General features: G+C 44.9%; 13 protein-coding genes and 1 pseudogene. 6 read left to right on the top strand and 8 right to left on the bottom strand.

All coding sequences use genetic code 11. From position 1 onward, the window contains the following. Nucleotides 1-58: 58 nt before the first annotated feature. The 5 genes and pseudogenes from vsple_RS14110 to vsple_RS14130 form a co-directional block, all read right to left on the bottom strand. Nucleotides 59-511 (bottom strand): hypothetical protein, encoded by a 453-nt coding sequence (locus tag vsple_RS14110; protein ID WP_261882298.1) that lies wholly within the window; start codon nucleotides 509-511, stop codon nucleotides 59-61. Then, the gene (locus tag vsple_RS14115; protein ID WP_261882299.1) at nucleotides 501-2498 is read right to left on the bottom strand and encodes a hypothetical protein; all 1998 of its coding nucleotides are present in this window, start codon (nucleotides 2496-2498) and stop codon (nucleotides 501-503) included. Before vsple_RS14115 ends, vsple_RS14110 begins: the two co-directional genes overlap by 11 nt. Further along, a complete protein-coding gene (locus vsple_RS14120) occupies nucleotides 2498-4372 on the bottom strand; it encodes a hypothetical protein (protein ID WP_261882300.1) in 1875 nt (624 codons plus the stop codon). Before vsple_RS14120 ends, vsple_RS14115 begins: the two co-directional genes overlap by 1 nt. Continuing rightward, nucleotides 4365-5945 (bottom strand): site-specific integrase, encoded by a 1581-nt coding sequence (locus vsple_RS14125; protein ID WP_261882301.1) that lies wholly within the window; start codon nucleotides 5943-5945, stop codon nucleotides 4365-4367. Before vsple_RS14125 ends, vsple_RS14120 begins: the two co-directional genes overlap by 8 nt. A 101-nt stretch (nucleotides 5946-6046) precedes the next feature. Further along, a pseudogene (locus vsple_RS14130) lies at nucleotides 6047-6958 on the bottom strand (YifB family Mg chelatase-like AAA ATPase); the annotation flags it as partial. Nucleotides 6959-7429: 471 nt separating this feature from the next. Here vsple_RS14130 and ilvG point away from each other — a divergent pair. The 5 genes from ilvG to ilvA are packed head-to-tail and all read left to right on the top strand — an operon-like array spanning nucleotide 7430 to nucleotide 13748. Next, nucleotides 7430-9076, top strand: a complete 1647-nt coding sequence (ilvG, locus tag vsple_RS14135) for an acetolactate synthase 2 catalytic subunit (RefSeq protein ID WP_261882302.1) — start codon at nucleotides 7430-7432, stop codon at nucleotides 9074-9076. 1 nt (nucleotide 9077) lies between these two features. Beyond that, nucleotides 9078-9362 carry an acetolactate synthase 2 small subunit gene (ilvM, locus tag vsple_RS14140; RefSeq protein WP_032548651.1) on the top strand — a complete coding sequence of 95 codons (285 nt, stop codon included), beginning with the start codon at nucleotides 9078-9080 and terminating at the stop codon, nucleotides 9360-9362. Between the two features lie 12 nt (nucleotides 9363-9374). Continuing rightward, on the top strand, nucleotides 9375-10325 hold the full coding sequence (locus tag vsple_RS14145) for a branched-chain amino acid transaminase (RefSeq protein WP_255229565.1): 951 nt from the start codon (nucleotides 9375-9377) through the stop codon (nucleotides 10323-10325). Nucleotides 10326-10343: 18 nt separating this feature from the next. Then, nucleotides 10344-12200 (top strand): dihydroxy-acid dehydratase, encoded by a 1857-nt coding sequence (gene ilvD / locus vsple_RS14150; RefSeq protein ID WP_261882303.1) that lies wholly within the window; start codon nucleotides 10344-10346, stop codon nucleotides 12198-12200. A 3-nt stretch (nucleotides 12201-12203) separates the two neighbouring features. Beyond that, on the top strand, nucleotides 12204-13748 hold the full coding sequence (gene ilvA, locus vsple_RS14155; protein WP_261882304.1) for a threonine ammonia-lyase, biosynthetic: 1545 nt from the start codon (nucleotides 12204-12206) through the stop codon (nucleotides 13746-13748). A 70-nt stretch (nucleotides 13749-13818) separates the two neighbouring features. On the opposite strand, the gene punR is transcribed toward ilvA, so the two are convergent. Beyond that, the gene (gene punR / locus vsple_RS14160; RefSeq protein WP_261882305.1) at nucleotides 13819-14733 is read right to left on the bottom strand and encodes a DNA-binding transcriptional activator PunR; all 915 of its coding nucleotides are present in this window, start codon (nucleotides 14731-14733) and stop codon (nucleotides 13819-13821) included. A gap of 162 nt (nucleotides 14734-14895) precedes the next feature. Here punR and punC point away from each other — a divergent pair, with 162 nt between their 5' ends. Continuing rightward, entirely contained in the window at nucleotides 14896-16107 is a 1212-nt protein-coding gene (punC, locus tag vsple_RS14165; RefSeq protein ID WP_261882306.1) for a purine nucleoside transporter PunC, read from the top strand. Between the two features lie 248 nt (nucleotides 16108-16355). On the opposite strand, the gene glmU is transcribed toward punC, so the two are convergent. Then, on the bottom strand, nucleotides 16356-17717 hold the full coding sequence (gene glmU / locus vsple_RS14170; protein WP_255229561.1) for a bifunctional UDP-N-acetylglucosamine diphosphorylase/glucosamine-1-phosphate N-acetyltransferase GlmU: 1362 nt from the start codon (nucleotides 17715-17717) through the stop codon (nucleotides 16356-16358). A gap of 324 nt (nucleotides 17718-18041) precedes the next feature. Further along, the gene (locus vsple_RS14180) at nucleotides 18042-18464 is read right to left on the bottom strand and encodes a F0F1 ATP synthase subunit epsilon (RefSeq protein ID WP_032548643.1); all 423 of its coding nucleotides are present in this window, start codon (nucleotides 18462-18464) and stop codon (nucleotides 18042-18044) included. Nucleotide 18465: the final 1 nt, after the last annotated feature.

The following is an 18465-nucleotide window of genomic DNA, read 5'->3' on the forward strand; positions in this document are numbered from 1 at the left end:
ACAAAGGGTTCTCTCGAATTCAGAACTTGTACAGTTGTTTAAAAGAAAACTTGAGAATTTATGATAAGTTTTTCTCAATAACTGTACCCTTGATGTGTGCAAGTTCTTCCTGTAACTCGTATAACCTGAACATCAAAGAGTTGTTCAGCGCTTCTAACTCTACCTTTGCTTTTCTAGCATCATCCCGTTCATGCTTATATTTTTCTTTTAACTGCCTTTCTCGTTTTTTCTCTGCTTTTAGCTTTTCCAATTCAGTTAGTTGTATGTCAGAGATAGAAAAACCCTCCTCTACCAACTTTCGCTTTTCCTCGTTAAATTCGGCAATGATAGGGTTAGCGTAAGCAATAAAATCATGAAATTTATGGACATAACTATTTCCGAGGCCAGCTTCATTATTTATTTTGTTTAGAGTAAGTTTGCCTGTAGTCTTAACGCGAGTCGGCTTCCCATTAAGTAAACGATTCAAAGCTTCATGCAACCTTGCCTCTGTGAGTGATTTTTTACCTTGCATAGCAGCCCTCAATTTTGTCATTAAAAGCGATGTAGTTAATCTTGTGGTCGTCTAATAATGACTCAATCTGTTTAATCTTCTGTTTGATGCCAGATAGAATAAGGTTGTTTATCTCATCACCATCATTAAATGCTCGAAATTTTTTGATCAATCGAACTCTAAGTTGCGCCTGCTTTTTTGCCGTTTTGTCAGTGAATACTTGATGGGGGCAAACTTTTTTTTCAGCTATAAACCCTTCGATGCCGCACAGCCTGTCGCAGTTAGTGTTGGTACAATACCCTCCTGTAGGCAGCATAACTACAGAAAGTGATCCATTTCGAACCAAGCCATCAATTTCACTACGGCTCATATAAACTTTGTGCCCAGCTTTTAGCCTGTTGAATTTATCTCGTTGTATGCTTTCGCCTTCGACACCGCTTAAGTGCTCACTTTTGTTGTAGATTTCATCAAAAATATCAACTCCTAGCTGAATACCTTCTTCTTCGAACATAGTTAACAGGTCTTTATCGAGTAAAACATCATTCATCGCCGTCAGTTCTGCATTGTTCGCATAATAGTCAGACATGTTGATATTTTTATGTTTATACTGAAACTTAATAGAGAGAGAATTACCGAAACCATACCTTTTGAAAAACACTGCAAAACTACGCCTAAAATCATGAGGTGACAATTTAGGTAAAAATCCTCCAACAATTAGCTGACCACTACGGGTCGGGTTAAGCAAATCAAATTCTTCAACATCTTCTGGTGTTGCCGATAGGCCCAACCTCTTAAATATAGATTTATTGTTGGCGCTGATGCTTGCGAGACTAAGAACATAGTTGCTTTTATTAGTAACAGTTAGATCTGGAGCAACGAAGGCTACTGAGGTTTCCTTCATAGCTCTTTCATACTTGTCTTGAATGATTTTTCCATTTGAAAAATCTCTTTGTAAAGCATCACGATACCTTTTGCGAGCAAACTGCATCATATCACTAGCTAGCTCTATAGCTTCTTGTGCGATGGGATGTGTTTGCCATACTTCAGCTTTTTCTACTCCACCATTACCTTTCGTTGTCTGGCCTTTAAGAATCGAAATCTTGTTGCCGCTTATGGTATCTCTTTCAACATAACTATCTTTATCAAAACTAAAAATCTCTCCAATTCGAGCACCTGAGAATAGGGCTACAACCATAATACAATCAACTAATATCCCTGTGAGCCATGAGCCGTTGAATACTAACTTAAAGTTTGGGATTGCATGTTTTATCTTTGCTTTGCAAAGCCTTTGAGTTCTTCGGTTTATATCTCTGGGATGCATTGATATTGTGGAGCAGTTATTTAATTTCAATTCCCCATTTTTCACCTGCTCTTGTATTGCATGGGCTTCATCCATTACTCGTGAGATTTCATGACGAAGGGGGTGGTATCTCTCCACGGTTTTAATGCAATGAGACAAGATGGTTTGGTGTATGCGAATCGGCAATGCAATATGCTGTTTTTGCAAATCATCCTTTGCTAACTCATACAGTTCATTCCCATCAATCGCCCTTGAATGCTTATCAAGATCGTTCAGTTTATTTAAGGATGAAACAAGTCCCTCAATGGTGCCCTTGCTATATTCCTTAATTTTTAACTGTTTCTTAAACAATCGGTATTCAGAGTCATTATTTAATAAACTCCAATCTTCAGAGGACAGACAAGAGATTACTCTAATTAAATTACCTCTAAGAGCCACCATCAACGCAACTGAAGGGGCTTTACCTTTGGATTTCTCTGATTGATAAAAATCATACATAACATCTTGAATAGCTTTCTTTTGTAAAGGGTTCTTTATCGCACAAAAGCTAACCTTTGTTGTTTTACCAATACCAACATTTTGTGTACCAACAAAATCCCACTCATCGTCATATTGAAAGCTCAACGGCTCACCACTACTTGTTCGAGTGACAACTTCACCAAGATTCTTTGTTGGAGATGAGAATATTTTAGAACTACTTCCCTGCATCAAAATACCTCTAGCAGATCATTTAAACTTCGAATATCAGAATATAATGGGTGTGGATTAACGTTATTTTTCTCTACTGCTAGTTGATAGTTAGTCTTTGATTTCTCTTTGAACCTATCAAGAATGGAGATTATGGTGTTTTCCAATTTATGAAACTCGTCCTTAGGAAGTGAGTTAAAAGCTGGAGCCGCTTTCAACTCAGCTATGACGTCGAAGAATGAAAGCATGAGCCAAATATCATTCACAGCAGCAACAAGTACATGACTTTTACATTCAAAGCACCCTAAAAAATTGGTACATTTCTGCTCTTCTATAGGCATATCCAGATTGAGGTTCTGTAATTCACGAGATACAGAGTCCTTTGTATTCTTATTACCTTCACACCTCACACCTAGCGGTGTATAGGAGCTGTTTTTCCTCAGCTTTCTATAGTCATATTCAGATAGGATGTCGTGAAACTTATACTTTGCTTGAGTTACAGCTTCCTTTAAGTTAACTCCTGATGCCATTGCATATTTAGCATCCATACTTGCGCTTAAATTGCGCTCATGATCCTGTTCTAAACCAACGCTATAGTGACGCTTAATGGTTGTTACAGAGTTATTAGCTGAAAGCGATACCAAATAAATATCCTCTGTCACCTTCATTAGGGTATCAAGTTTGGTCTGTCGCAATACTGATGAGTTGATACGAGCTAACCCCATTGACTTAAGGTACTTATTTACTTGAACTTGTGCCTGCGAATTAGAGTTTATGAAATTCCCTACAGATCCATCCTTTCTGATGTAAGGAAACAGCCATGCATTGCTATCATCCCCTGTAATCAAAGAAGATGCCGCCAGCCAAGATTCAACGAACTCCTTTGCTCTTTTGGAAAAACCTATTGCATTGTCTTGGTCTTTTCCATTAGCGCGTTTTTTGATCGTTTCAAACAAGAATCGATTGCCACCAACTTGCTTAAACTTTACATCCCTACGGCGCATAGTGAGTAAGGGCGTATAGTTTATTCCTGTAAACATAAATGAGATCATCACAGCTAAGCGAGTTAGTTGATTTTTGCAAAGCTCCTCTGAGCCTATTTTAAAGCCACTCTCACGTAAGTTAACCGCAGTTATAAAGCCTGTTTTCCTGCCTGCTATCTGTCTTGGAGTCCATCCTTCCTTTTCTGCTGCCTTAAAAAACAACTCCTCATCAAACATGGGGTGAATTTCTGGAATAGTCTTGCTTCTTATATGCTTTTCTAGTCCTAGATAACCACGAAACATAACTTTAGCAACGGGTTTAAGTTCTGACTCGATATCCATACCTTTAAATGGATTGCGATCCTTAGCTTCTGCTGTACGTAATTTTTTAGTGTCACCATCTCTACCGAGCTGCTTCAATATTGCTGCTAGTGCATCTCTAGCGCTCTTCTTTCTAGTTTTTTTCGCTCCACTCTGAACTTGTTCCTCAAGACAATCTAGGTACTCATTCAACACATTAATAGGGAAGTAATCTTCTTCTACTAAATCGATACTGTTTTCATCTAGCCATCTAACATATTTAATAAGTTCATACATATGCCCCTTCAACCACGTAACATTAGATACTGGTTCAAACAGTCGATACATAGTGCGTACAAACTTATCTCGATTCATATTGATATATTGATGCTTTGGATCGAGCGCTCCAGCGTTAGCACCTCTAGCAAGAGGGGGACAGCCCTTGTACTTTAACCGCTTAAAATATGCTGTCGGGGCACCCTCAACAGATAGCCTCATATCATCCACTCTAAGCACATCTATGCTATTAGAGCGATGAGAAACTCTCTTGATGGGTTTTAAGGCTTTTCTTCTACTCGATGATGATAATGAGGTTTTTTCTTCATTAATCATGATTTACCTCTGATGACAATGAATGTATTGTGACTCCTTCCGCCTCATCTAGGTCATCAAATACACCTAACCAATCAAGGACATCCTCATAGATCTCATCTCCCGTTGGATCGCTTTGAGCAATTTTCAGGTATTCTGTCGTAGTCTTAATATCTTCATGCCCTAACAACTCTGATACATAAGTTAACGCCTTGTCTGCGGTCATTTTCCGTAGAAACAGACGAAATAAGTTAACTGCAAAAGTTGAACGAAGATTATGAATACTTAAATCAAACTCCCTATTAGTTTTTTCACTCACCGTATTACGAACTTCAATCCACCGACTATTTAGTTCATTTAACTTCAAGAAAAATGGAATGCCCTTTGCGCTTAAGAATAGATACTGCTTACCTTCATCTACCGAATCATCGCCCTCAAAAAAGGCTACGTCCCCAGCTTCTCGCTTCGATTTACATTGCTCCTGAAATTTGTTCAATCGATCCTGATAACGGTCTGAACGGGAGTAATCATACAAAATGCTCATAATGGCGCTGGGTATTATTGTGCGCCTTGATTTATTCCCTTTTCCTTTTGTCTTAGTTAAAGAGCCATACTGCCCACCAATGCCAATGCGTAATATAGGTTTTTTAAATTCAGCACCATTTAATACAGGTTGGATGATTTGACCTAAATGAAGGCTTGCAGCTTCCTCTCTTCGCATACCTGTGTAACGACAGACTAAGAAGAAAAGGCAGTATTCTTCTGCGATTTTCACCATTTTCTTCTGACCGCTTACACTTTTGATGACTCTTCGTGTATGTAGAAGGATATGCTCAACCTCTTTCCACTGTGCTTCAGATAACGGTCTCAAGTCACGTCTGAAATTCTCTATAACACCTCCATCATTGCGCCTAGATTTGGGGAAATTGAGTCTTAGATCTGTGGTATGAACATCCTTCTTCATGTATGGCTTCATAGAAGTTCCATTAGCCTGATAATGTATAGTGACGACCTCATGATCAAAGGGTGGATTATTGAATTGAAAACCATGACGTAGATGAAACGTATAAAACTTAATTACAGCATTCATATAGGCTGTTGCTGTTGTTCTGGCTAAGCGATATTCAGGGTCAGGCTCGTTCAACACCGATTGACGTAAAGCCTCTCTATACTGGTAGGTTATACGGTTAGCTTTACGAGGTGCCATGTAATCCCAAGTTGGGCGAGGAGAATCAACACCATCTTCATATAGATTCTCTTCTAGTTCCTGATCCCACAACTCCTGTAATGCAATCAAAAATGAAAAGAAATGTACCAGCCCTTTCGAATACTGATCGGATTCTTGCTTATCATCATCTATATGATGTGACATTAAAAACTGATTTACGTAATCCATCGGTTCATAAGAGATAACATTGCCACTCTTATCTCTTCCTACAAGATTAAGAAAAGTAATTCTCTTGATGTACACATGTGATGATTTACTTTGCGAGAAGTGTACTTCTGGCTCACCATTATCATTTATGTCGATTAAAGGAGTCTGATAAGTAAAAGGCTTAACTTCAGTTGTAACTATCTCATATCTAATAGTCATGAATCACACCAAGATTTTACTAAACACATATCAATATTCTAGAATTTTTTCTCACATTTAAAAGTGTATAGTTAGCAATTATAGCAAAAAGTGTGATGGTGCATCTCATCGAGGAACAACAGTCCATTGTGCGCCAACGATATTTCTCCCGGCCTTGGCACAGAACCACCGCCCACCAGTGCCGCCATAGAGCTTGAATGGTGTGGCGAACGAAAGGGACGCTGCTTCCAGTTGTATTGATTGATCTCCTGCTGAGTGAGTGACGCCACAGAAGCCGTCTCCATCGCTTCGTCATCACTCATCTCAGGCAATAAATCACAAAGGCGTGAGGCAAGCATGGTCTTGCCCGTACCGGGTGGACCTAAAAACAATAAGTTATGATTGCCAGCCGCCGCGATCTCTAACGCTCGTTTACCTTGCTGCTGACCAATAATGTCTTGCAGATCTCGAGTGGTATGTGGTTGATGTCGCAGCTCAGATACATCGTTTAGATCTAATGTATTCTGACCACAAAGATAACCGCAGACCTCCAATAATGTCTGAGCAGATTTATGTTCCCCCTGTCCAACCAAAGCCGCTTGCTCACCGTTATCATGCGGAACCACCAGCGCACGATTCGCCTTATCACACGCCAATGTGGCGGGTAATACTCCTTTGACGGTGCGCAACTCGCCAGACAGAGCGAGCTCACCAATAAACTCATGACTCAATACTTTACTTTCTGGCAACTGCTCAGAAGCGACTAAGATACCCAGAGCGATCGGCAGATCGAACCGCCCTCCCTCTTTCGGAAGATCAGCAGGAGCAAGATTGACTGTGATGCGTTTAGCCGGAAATTCAAAGCGTGAATTGATAATCGCGCTGCGCACGCGATCTTTAGACTCTTTGACCGTTGTCTCTGGTAACCCAACCAAAGAGAACCCTGGCATTCCGTTGCTGATATGCACCTCAACGGTGACCGCAGGCGCTTCCACACCGACGCTGGCGCGACTATGAATAATTGCGAGTCCCATAGCTTTCCTTTGTTATTGATTTAAAAGTATTCAGCCTGGGTATTCTTTCCTCACCAAAGCTATAAGGTTGTTATATAGCTTGGTGGAATTAGTTTTTAATGTGAAAAAAGAATGACATTTTGCTTGTCATGAAACAGTTTTCTGTGATAACACTAGAGATAGATGGTTTTACATACGACAATCGACGAGAAAGCTCGAATTTTATGACACTAAACACACGCCTATACGCACTGATTAACCTGATTATCGTGGTCATTATTATGACGACGCGGGGGCGTGTGGATAAAAAATAGCCACAAATTTTTAAAACCCCCGCACTGACAAGTCCGGGGGTTTTTTCTAATTTATAGATTCGATTTTTATATTTTGAAGCATTTTCGGCTACGCCGATAGACAGGAAGAATGGGAGCACACGATGTGCAGCAACAAAAGAAATAGTTACCAAAATACCGGTAACCAGGGGGATTTACGATGAAAGGTGCAGAATTAGTCGTATCCGCTTTGAAGCAACAGGGTATAGATACCGTATTTGGTTATCCAGGTGGTGCCATAATGCCAATCTACGATGCATTGTACGACGGTGGTGTGGAACACATCTTATGTCGTCATGAACAAGGTGCTGCAATGGCCGCCATAGGAATGGCGAGAGCCACTCAGGATGTTGCAGTATGTATGGCGACCTCTGGTCCAGGCGCCACTAACCTAGTCACCGGCCTTGCCGATGCATTTATGGACTCAATCCCCCTCGTCGCAATTACTGGCCAAGTCGCTAGCTCCCACATTGGTACTGATGCCTTCCAAGAAATGGATGTGATCGGTATGTCTCTCTCTTGTACCAAGCACAGCTACCTCGTTACTAACATTGAAGAGCTTGCTCCAACCTTAGCAGAAGCCTTTGAAGTGGCTAAAACCGGTCGTCCGGGCCCAGTTATTGTTGATATCGCCAAAGATGTCCAACTTGCAGAAGCTCCGGTAGAAGTTCTTCCTTCTTTCACACCACCTGCGATACCTGTAGCACCACAAGAAGCGATCGAGACGGCACAACAAGTCCTTTCTCAAGCCACCCGCCCTGTTCTTTATGTGGGTGGTGGCGTTCAACTGGCAAAGGCAACCGATTCTGTACGTGAGTTCTTGCGTCTTAACCCAATGCCAGCAGTCAGCACATTGAAAGGCTTGGGTACTATCGAGCGTGATGACCCTCACTACCTAGGTATGTTAGGTATGCACGGCACCAAAGCGGCTAACTTAGTCGTTCAAGAATCCGATCTACTGATCGTAGTCGGCGCACGCTTTGATGACCGAGTAACGGGCAAACTGGATACCTTTGCTCCTCATGCAAAAGTCATCCACATCGATATCGATGCGGCAGAGATCCACAAACTTCGTCATGCTCACGCTCCACTGCGTGGTGACATCAACACCATTCTTCCTCAGTTAGAGCTGACTCAAGACATCAGTCCTTGGGTTCACCACTCCGAGAGCCTACGCAGCACATTTAAGTGGCGCTATGACCACCCTGGTGACCTAATCTTCGCACCACTGCTGCTTAAGCAACTTTCAGACATGATGCCGGATAGCTCAATTGTCTCGACCGACGTTGGTCAACATCAGATGTGGGCTGCGCAGCACATTCAACCTCGTCAGCCGCAGAACTTTATCACCTCAGCTGGCTTAGGCACCATGGGCTTCGGCTTGCCTGCAGCGATGGGAGCAGCCGTTGCTCGCCCGGATGATCAATCAATTCTTATCTCAGGTGATGGTTCATTCATGATGAATGTTCAAGAGCTTGGGACACTTAAACGTCGTCAGATCCCAGTGAAGATGGTGCTACTTAACAACTCGCGCCTTGGTATGGTTCGTCAATGGCAATCGCTGTTCTTCGATGGTCGTCACAGTGAAACCATCCTAGATGACAACCCTGATTTCGTAATGCTCGCGAAAGCCTTCGATATTCCGGGCAAAACCATCACCAAGAAGGAAGAAGTTGAGCCAGCCATCAAAGAGATGCTTGAGAGCAAAACGGCGTACCTTCTGCATGTCCTGATCGACGAAGAAGAGAACGTATGGCCACTTGTACCACCTGGTGCATCAAACAGTGATATGTTGGAGAACACGTAACATGGAAAGATATTTATTAGACATCAAAGCCGACGATAAGCCGGTACTATTAGAGCGTGTTCTTCGTGTTATTCGTCACCGTGGTTTCATCGTTAAGCAGGTTGCCGGTACGCAGAACCATGAGAGCAAAATCGCGAGTGTTGAAATCATCGTTGATAGCGACCGCCCTATCTCTTTCTTGGTTAATCAGATTGAAAAGCTATGGGATGTACGCACTGTCGATGTGATTTCCATTAGCCGTAACGAACTACCAAACAATAACTTACAACAAAAGATTGGTGCATAAGGAAGCGCAAACATGACAGCAAAAACAGCAGACTACATTTGGTTTAATGGTGAGATGGTTCCTTGGGCTGAGGCGAACGTTCACGTCTTAACTCACGCTATGCACTACGGTACTTCAGTATTTGAAGGGGTTCGTTGCTACAACACGCCAAATGGCCCAATCATTTTCCGTCACCCAGAGCACGCGAAGCGCCTAAAAGACTCAGCCAAGATCTACCGCTTCCCTATTCCTTACACGGAAGAGGAGATCATGGAAGCCACACGCGAAACACTGCGTCAAAATAAGCTTGAGTCTGCCTACATCCGCCCTCTAGGCTTTGTCGGTAATGTTGGCCTGGGTGTATGTCCTCCAGAAAATACTGAGATGGACCTAATCATCGCCGCCTTCCCATGGGGTTCGTACCTAGGTGAAGAAGCACTAGAAAACGGCGTAGATGCGATGATTTCAAGCTGGAATCGCGCAGCACCTAATACCATCCCAACCGCAGCAAAAGCGGGTGGTAACTACCTATCATCACTACTGGTTGGTGGTGAAGCTCGTCGTCACGGTTACGATGAAGGTATCGCACTGAGTGTTGATGGTTACCTGTCAGAAGGTGCCGGTGAGAACATCTTTGTCGTGAAAGACGGCGTAATCACAACGCCACCAGCGACCAGCGCGATCCTACCTGGTATTACACGCGACAGCATCATGACTCTAGCCCGCGATCGCGGCTATGAAGTACGTGAAGCCAATATTGCACGTGAAGCACTTTACCTAGCAGATGAAATATTCATGACAGGTACAGCAGCTGAAATCGTGCCAGTACGTACAGTTGATAAGATTGAAGTCGGTTGTGGTAAACGCGGCCCAATCACTAAAGTAATGCAAGACCTTTACTTTGGCCTATTCAACGGCACCACAGAAGATAAGTGGGGCTGGTTGGATTACGTTTACCCAGAACAAGCACCTTCAGCTCAATAATTTATAAGGAAGTAGCAAATGTCTTCGGCTCCAAAAATCAAATATCGCAGCGCAACTACAACTCACGGCCGCAACATGGCGGGTGCTCGTGCCCTTTGGCGTGCAACGGGCGTAAAAGACGATGATTTCGGCAAACCAATCATCGCAGTTGTAAACTCATTCACTCAATTTGTTCCAGGCCACGTTCACCTTAAAGATATGGGTCAGTTGGTCGCAGGTGAAATCGAAAAAGCAGGCGGTATCGCTAAAGAATTCAATACCATTGCCGTCGATGATGGTATCGCGATGGGTCACGGCGGCATGCTTTACTCGCTGCCTTCACGTGAATTGATCGCGGACTCTGTAGAGTACATGGTCAATGCACACTGTGCCGACGCGATGGTGTGTATCTCCAACTGTGACAAAATCACTCCGGGAATGATGATGGCCGCGATGCGCCTCAACATCCCAGTGATCTTTGTTTCAGGTGGCCCTATGGAAGCGGGTAAAACTAAGCTTTCTGATCAGCTCATCAAGCTAGACCTTGTTGATGCGATGATCCAAGGTGCCGATCCAACGGTTTCAGATGCTCAGAGTGAGCAGATCGAGCGTTCAGCTTGTCCAACTTGTGGTTCTTGTTCAGGCATGTTCACAGCAAACTCAATGAACTGTCTGACTGAAGCACTAGGTCTATCTCAGCCAGGTAACGGCTCTATGCTAGCGACCCACGCTGACCGTGAGCAGCTATTCATCAATGCTGGTAAGCGCATTGTTGAACTGACTAAGCGCTACTACGACCAAGGTGATGAATCAGCACTACCGCGCAACATTGCTAACCGCGCAGCCTTTGAGAACGCGATGGCACTCGATATCGCAATGGGTGGTTCTAGTAACACGGTTCTTCACCTGCTAGCAGCAGCACAAGAAGGTGAGATCGACTTTGATATGAATGACATCGATGAGATGTCACGTCGCGTTCCTCACCTATGTAAAGTGGCACCATCTACTCAAAAATACCACATGGAAGACGTACACCGCGCCGGTGGTGTAATGGCGATTCTGGGTGAACTAGACCGCGCGGGCCTACTCAATGGCTCAACAAGTACTGTTCTTGGCATGACAATGCAGCAACAGCTTGCTGAATACGACATCATGCAAACTGAGAATGAAGACGTTCTTAAGTTCTTCCGTGCTGGCCCTGCAGGTATCCGTACCACTAAAGCTTTCTCTCAAGACTGCCGCTGGGACCGCCTAGATGACGACCGCACCGATGGTTGTATCCGCTCTAAAGAGAACGCATTTAGCCAAGAGGGTGGCCTAGCCGTTCTATCTGGAAACATCGCGATTGACGGTTGTATCGTTAAGACGGCAGGTGTGGATGAAGAGAACCTTAAGTTCCAAGGTCCAGCGATCGTATTCGAAAGCCAAGATACAGCGGTAGAAGGTATCTTAGGTGGCAAAGTGAAAGCGGGTGAAGTGGTTGTAATCCGTTACGAAGGTCCTAAAGGTGGCCCTGGTATGCAAGAGATGCTGTACCCAACGACTTACCTGAAGTCTATGGGTCTAGGCAAATCTTGTGCACTGCTAACAGACGGTCGTTTCTCTGGTGGTACGTCTGGTCTATCTATTGGTCACGCCTCTCCAGAAGCAGCAAGTGGCGGTACGATTGGCCTTGTTCAAGATGGCGATATCATCACTATCGATATCCCGAGCCGTTCTATCTCACTAGACGTTCCAGAAGAAGAGCTTGCTGCTCGTCGTGCGAAACAGGATGAGCTTGGCTGGAAACCAGCAGACCGCCAACGCGAAGTGTCATTTGCTCTTAAAGCATACGCAAGCATGGCAACCAGTGCCGATAAAGGCGCAGTGCGCGATAAGTCGAAACTTGAGGGCTAATCTATGAGTGATGACACCTCAACGCCCCGTTTACAATCTGGTGCAGACTACCTGCGCCAGATATTAAGAGCTCCAGTTTATGAAGCAGCTATCGTTACACCGCTGCAAGAGATGCCACGCCTAAGCGCACGTATCGGTAACCAGGTTCAGCTTAAACGTGAAGACCGTCAGCCGGTTCACTCGTTCAAGCTGCGTGGTGCCTATAACATGGTATCCAGTCTTTCTGAGCAACAGAAAGCCGCCGGTGTGATTGCAGCATCAGCAGGTAACCATGCTCAAGGTATGGCACTGTCTGGCTCTAAGCTAGGCATTCAGACCACGATTGTGATGCCAAAAACCACCCCAGACATCAAAGTGGATGCGGTACGTGGTTTTGGTGGCAACGTGGTTCTGCACGGCAGCAACTTTGATGAAGCGAAAGCTGAAGCAGAACGCCTTTCAACAGAACACGGCTACACCTTTGTGCCACCATTTGATCACCCATTGGTGATCGCAGGGCAAGGCACCATGGGTATGGAGATGCTGCAACAGAATGGTCATCTCGACTATATCTTTGTACCCGTTGGTGGTGGTGGACTAGCCGCTGGTGTTGCTGTGCTGATTAAGCAGTTAATGCCAGAAATCAAAGTGATTGCGGTAGAGCCAGAAGACTCTTCTTGCCTCAAAGCGGCATTGGATGCGGGTGAGCCAGTAGTACTGGATCAGGTCAGCATGTTTGCCGATGGCGTTGCGGTTAAGCGCATTGGTGAAGAGACTTTCCGCCTATGCCAGCAGTACATCGATGGTCACATTGCCGTGTCTAGTGACGAGATCTGCTCTGCAGTAAAAGACATCTTTGAGGATACTCGTGCGATTGCCGAGCCTTCTGGTGCGCTTGCTCTGGCTGGTTTGAAAAAGTTTGCAGAGCAGAACCAACTGCAAGGCAAGCAACTGGCGACGGTATTGTCTGGTGCCAACACCAACTTCCATGGTCTGCGCTATGTGTCTGAGCGTTGTGAACTGGGCGAAAAACGCGAAGGTCTACTTGCAGTGACGATTCCAGAACGCCAAGGCGCTTTCCTTGAGTTCTGTAATATCATTGGCGGCCGTGCTGTGACTGAGTTTAACTATCGTCAAAACGATAGTAGCTTAGCGAACATCTTCGTTGGTGTGCGTCTCAATGGTGGTCAGGAAGAGCTTGAGAGCATTATCTCTGATCTTCGTGAGGGTGGTTATCCGGTCGTCGACCTCTCTGATGATGAGATGGCGAAGCTGCATATCCGATATATGATTGGTGGTAAGCCATCCAAGCCATTGAAAGAGCGCTTGTACAGCTTTGAGTTCCCAGAATACCCAGGTGCTCTGATCAAGTTCCTCGATACGCTAGGCACACACTGGAACATTAGCCTGTTTAACTACCGTAACCACGGCGCTGACTATGGTCGTGTTCTGTGTGGGTTTGAGTTGAGTGACGACGACCTCGCACAATTCTCAACTCACCTGCGTGAACTTGGCTATCAATGCAAAGATGAAACCGATAACCCTTCTTACAAGTTCTTCTTGTCCTAACAGTGGTTATTTAATAAAAAGAGCGAGCATTGACTCGCTCTTTTTGATCTTAACTATAAAGATCGTTCAACTAGATCGCTTTACGATGATCCAACCAATCTCGATGCAGTTGATCGCTGGATCCTAAATAATTCACCATCCACTCGATCAACTTATGATTGTCGTCTTTGCGCCACACCAGGCAGCACTGACTTAAAGGGCTCGGCTCTGGCAGTATTTTTTCCACCAGCAAGCCTTGTTCAATGATAGGAGCTGCAATATGACGTGGCATATAGCCAACCCCTACTCCACTCTTAAGGCATTCAATAGCACTGTACCAATTAGGCAGTAGCAAGCGCCTTTGGTTGGCGTAGTGACCCGTATGACGCTTGGGCAACACGCTCGAGGTGTCATCTAAACAGATGGCTGGGAACTGACTGACAAAGGTTTCATCAAGGTTCTGCTCTCGCACACACGGGTGGCTGGGCGACATAACAAACGCCCAATCGAGCGTCCCCATCTCTTTGACTTCAAAGTCACCACCAACAGGAATTGCAGAAGTAGCACCAATCACAATATCGGCACGCCCTTGAGCGATCGCCTCCCAAGAGCCGTTGAACACCTCCATATTGATCTGCAGTTCAGCAAAATCAAAGGTCTCGTAAAACTCTTCAATCATCGGCTTCATTTTGTCGAGCTTAACCACATTGTCTAGGGTTAAGCGCAGAGTCTTTTTCCATCCTCGGGCTGCTCGCTTGGTCTGGGCACTGATCTCCTCCATCTGGCGCAACAGAGAGCGCGCCTCTTCGATGAACACCTCTCCGGCAGGTGTCAGCTCAACCTTTCTTGGCAAACGCTTAAACAACAGCACACCAAGCTCTTGCTCTATCTGACGAACCCCATAACTGATCGCTGATGGCACCTTGTGCAGTTGCTCTGCCGCAGCCGTAAAACTTCCCAACCTCGCCACAGTGTCGAGCATTTCTAACGATGATTTAGAGAACATAAGCCTTCAAATTTTTTGATTGATAACCACATATTTTAGCGTTTTATTTTATCAGATCCGAAAAATAGAATGTCAGCATAAATAAACAGGGACCTTCACCCCTGTATATCAAACAATTTTTTTGATGATAAATACATCACTACAACAGCGTAATGGCATCTTATGAATATTTCTAAATTTCAATTGGTCTACCTTGCAGTACTTTCAATGCTAGGTTTTATCGCGACCGATATGTATCTACCTACATTTAAGGCGATGGAGATCGACTTTGCAACTGGCCCAGAGCAGATTGCCCTATCTCTTACTGTGTTCCTTGGCGGTATGGCTATGGGTCAACTGCTATGGGGATTAGCGAGTGATAAATACGGTCACCGCAATACGCTAGCGGTTGGTCTAGTTCTGTTTACCGCAGCATCATTTGGTTTGGCTTTTAGCACCGAGGTTTGGCAACTACTGACACTGCGCTTTATCCAAGCAATCGGTGTGTGTGCTCCTGCTGTGATCTGGCAAGCGATGGTCATCAAGCGCTATTCACAAAGCAGCAGCCAACAAATTTTTGCAACCATCATGCCTTTGGTAGCGCTATCTCCTGCACTGGCGCCTCAACTGGGTGTGCTTCTAGCGGATAACTTTGGTTGGCACAGCATCTTCATTACTCTAACGCTAATGGGCGCACTATTGGTTGCAACCACAATGGCTCAACCAAAAGAACAGCTAGAGGTAAAACAAACCTCTATTAAATCTGATATTAAGGCGCTAGTTAAATCTAAACCTTACTTGGGTAATGTACTGATGTTCGCTTCAGCATCTGCCGCTTTCTTTGCCTACCTAACGGGTATGCCAGAGATCATGGCTCAGCTAGGTTATGAAGCAAAAGATATTGGCCTGAGCTTCATCCCACAAACAATCGCATTTATGGCGGGTGGCTACTTTGGTAAGCAAGCAGTGAAGAAGTACGGTGATGGTTTAGTACTGCGCAACTTAGTGGGCCTGTTCAGTGTGGCAGCAATGCTTATCTTTATCGCCTCACAATGGGAACTAACATCAATCTGGCCACTGCTCGCACCATTCTGTCTGATTGCAGTGGCAAATGGCGCACTTTACCCAATCGTAGTAAACCGTGCGTTATCAAGTGCTAAACAGAGTCCAGCGACAGCTGCAGGCCTACAGAACAGCTTACAGATCTGTATCAGCAGCCTAGCGAGTGCACTGGTTGCAGCAATGGCAAGCCAAGCATTGAGTGTGACCGGTGTTGCTATCGTCATCTGTTTAGGTGGCTTATGGTTTGGTTACATCTTCTCGAATAAAGAGCTGTCTCAACACTTCTCTACGCCGGATAACTCGCGCGTGGTGGCAGAAGATAACCAAGACTAGTCTGATCAGCGATTTGAAATAGATAAAAGCCTAGAGCGAAAGTACCACAGAGCTTTGAAGGACCACTGTAAGTAGGTATCAAAAAGTTCTAACGCAGTTATCGAGCATTTTAACAAGCTAGGGTGAGCAATTATTTACTACGATTGGTATTAGTCGACGATTGATATTACGAGCAGCGCACAATAAAAAGAGCCAGCTACACACGTAACTGGCTCTTTCATATATCTATTGTTCAATAATCGATGTGACTATTTTTTCTTCACTGGACGCTGCCAGTTAGCAATCTTGCGCTCTTTAGCACGGCTGATCACCAGTTCGCTTTCAGCGACATCACGAGTAACCGTTGAACCTGCTCCCACCGTCGCACCACTAGCAATCGTAACAGGAGCAATCAGCTGACTATCAGAGCCAACAAACACGTCATCGCCAATGATGGTCTTGAACTTGTTTGCGCCGTCATAGTTACAAGTAATAGCACCGGCACCAACGTTAACGCGTTGACCAATCTCTGCATCGCCAAGGTAAGTCAGGTGGTTCGCCTTAGAGCCTTCACCTAGACGCGTATTCTTCACTTCAACGAAGTTACCCACGTGTGAGTCGTTACGCATGTCTGCACCAGGGCGTAGACGAGTAAATGGACCAACCGTACAGTCTTCACCAACCGTCGCGCCTTCAATTACACTGTATGGACGAATCACAGTATTGTCGTCGATCTCACAATCTTTCAGTACACAGCCAGCGCCGATAGTCACGTTATCGCCAATGCTTACGCTACCTTCGATGATTACGTTAACATCGATCTCAACGTCCATACCGCACTGCAGTTCACCACGTAGGTCGAAGCGGCTTGGGTCACGTAGCATAACGCCCTGCTTTAGCAGTTTGTCTGCTTGTTCCGCTTGGTAAGCGCGCTCTAGACGAGCAAGCTGAGAACGATCGTTAACGCCTTCAACTTCGATAGGGCTGTTCGGGTGTACCGCTTCTACCGCACGACCTTCATCGTGAGCAGCTGCGATAACGTCAGTCAGGTAGTACTCGCCTTGTGCATTGTCATTACTCAGGCCAGACAACCAACGCTTAAGATCGCCACCTGTCGCGACCATAACGCCGGTGTTGATCTCTTTAATCAGTTTTTGCTCGTCTGTCGCATCTTTCTGCTCAACGATAGCAACCACTGGACCATTCTTACGAATAATACGGCCATAACCCGTTGGGTTATCTAACACAACAGTCAGTAGCGCAATGCCGCCAGTTGGTTGTGCATCTAGTAGGTTTTCAATGGTTTCAGCTGAGATCAGTGGAACGTCACCGTAAAGAACCAGTACTTTCTCATCATCAGCAAAGTGTTCTGACGCTTGATCGACTGCGTGACCAGTACCCAGTTGCTCCGCTTGTAGCGCCCAGTTAACCTGCTCTTCAGCAAGAGTCGCTTTCATCTGATCGCCACCGTGACCGTAAACAAGGTGGATGTTTTGTGCACCCAAGCCGTTACAAGTATCGATAACGTGTTTAACCATCGGCTTACCCGCAAGGGTATGCAGCACCTTTGGTGTGTTTGAGTACATGCGAGTGCCTTTACCCGCCGCGAGGATAACCGCGCTGAAATTCATTGGAACAACCTATCTGACGTTATTTTAGTTAAGACGATATTGTAACCGTTTTTCGCTAACAAATTAAATAATCTGATGATTTAAGACCAATCACAGTAAGTAAGTGATCATAAATAGCGCAGGAAAAAAGCTTGAGAACGAGGCAGAAATTTTCGATAAGTAGCTATTCTACAGTCAAAATTTCTAACGAAGTTATCGAGCGTTTTAACAAGCTAGGATGACCAGTTACTTGCTACGATTGGTGTACCGCATATGGCTTATCTAAAAACGCAAAAAGGCGACCCTTAGGTCGCCTTTATCTCAGTATCGATAATTTCTGTAAAATTAACGACGCTGTTTTGTCAGTTCGATAACTCGTAACTGAGCAATGGCTTTAGCCAGTTCACCGGCCGCTTGTGCGAAGTCCATGTCGCCATGCTGATTTTGGATATTCTCCACAGCCTTGCGCTTAGCTTCTTCCGCCTTTGCTGCGTCTAGCTCTTCACCACGGATAGCTGTATCAGCCAGTACAGTCGCTGTACCAGGCTGAACTTCTACCATACCACCAGAAACATAAATAATTTCTTCGTGGCCGTGCTGCTTAACAATACGCACCATACCAGGCTTGATAGCGGTCAGCAGCGGTGTGTGACCATGGAAAATACCAAGTTCACCTTCGCTACCGGTCACCTGAAACGTCTCAACAAGGCCAGAGAAAAGTTTTTTCTCTGCACTTACTACGTCTAGATGAAAGGTTATTGCTGCCATA

It is taken from the genome of Vibrio pelagius, assembly GCF_024347575.1.
GTDB classification, from domain to species: Bacteria; Pseudomonadota; Gammaproteobacteria; order Enterobacterales; family Vibrionaceae; genus Vibrio; species Vibrio pelagius.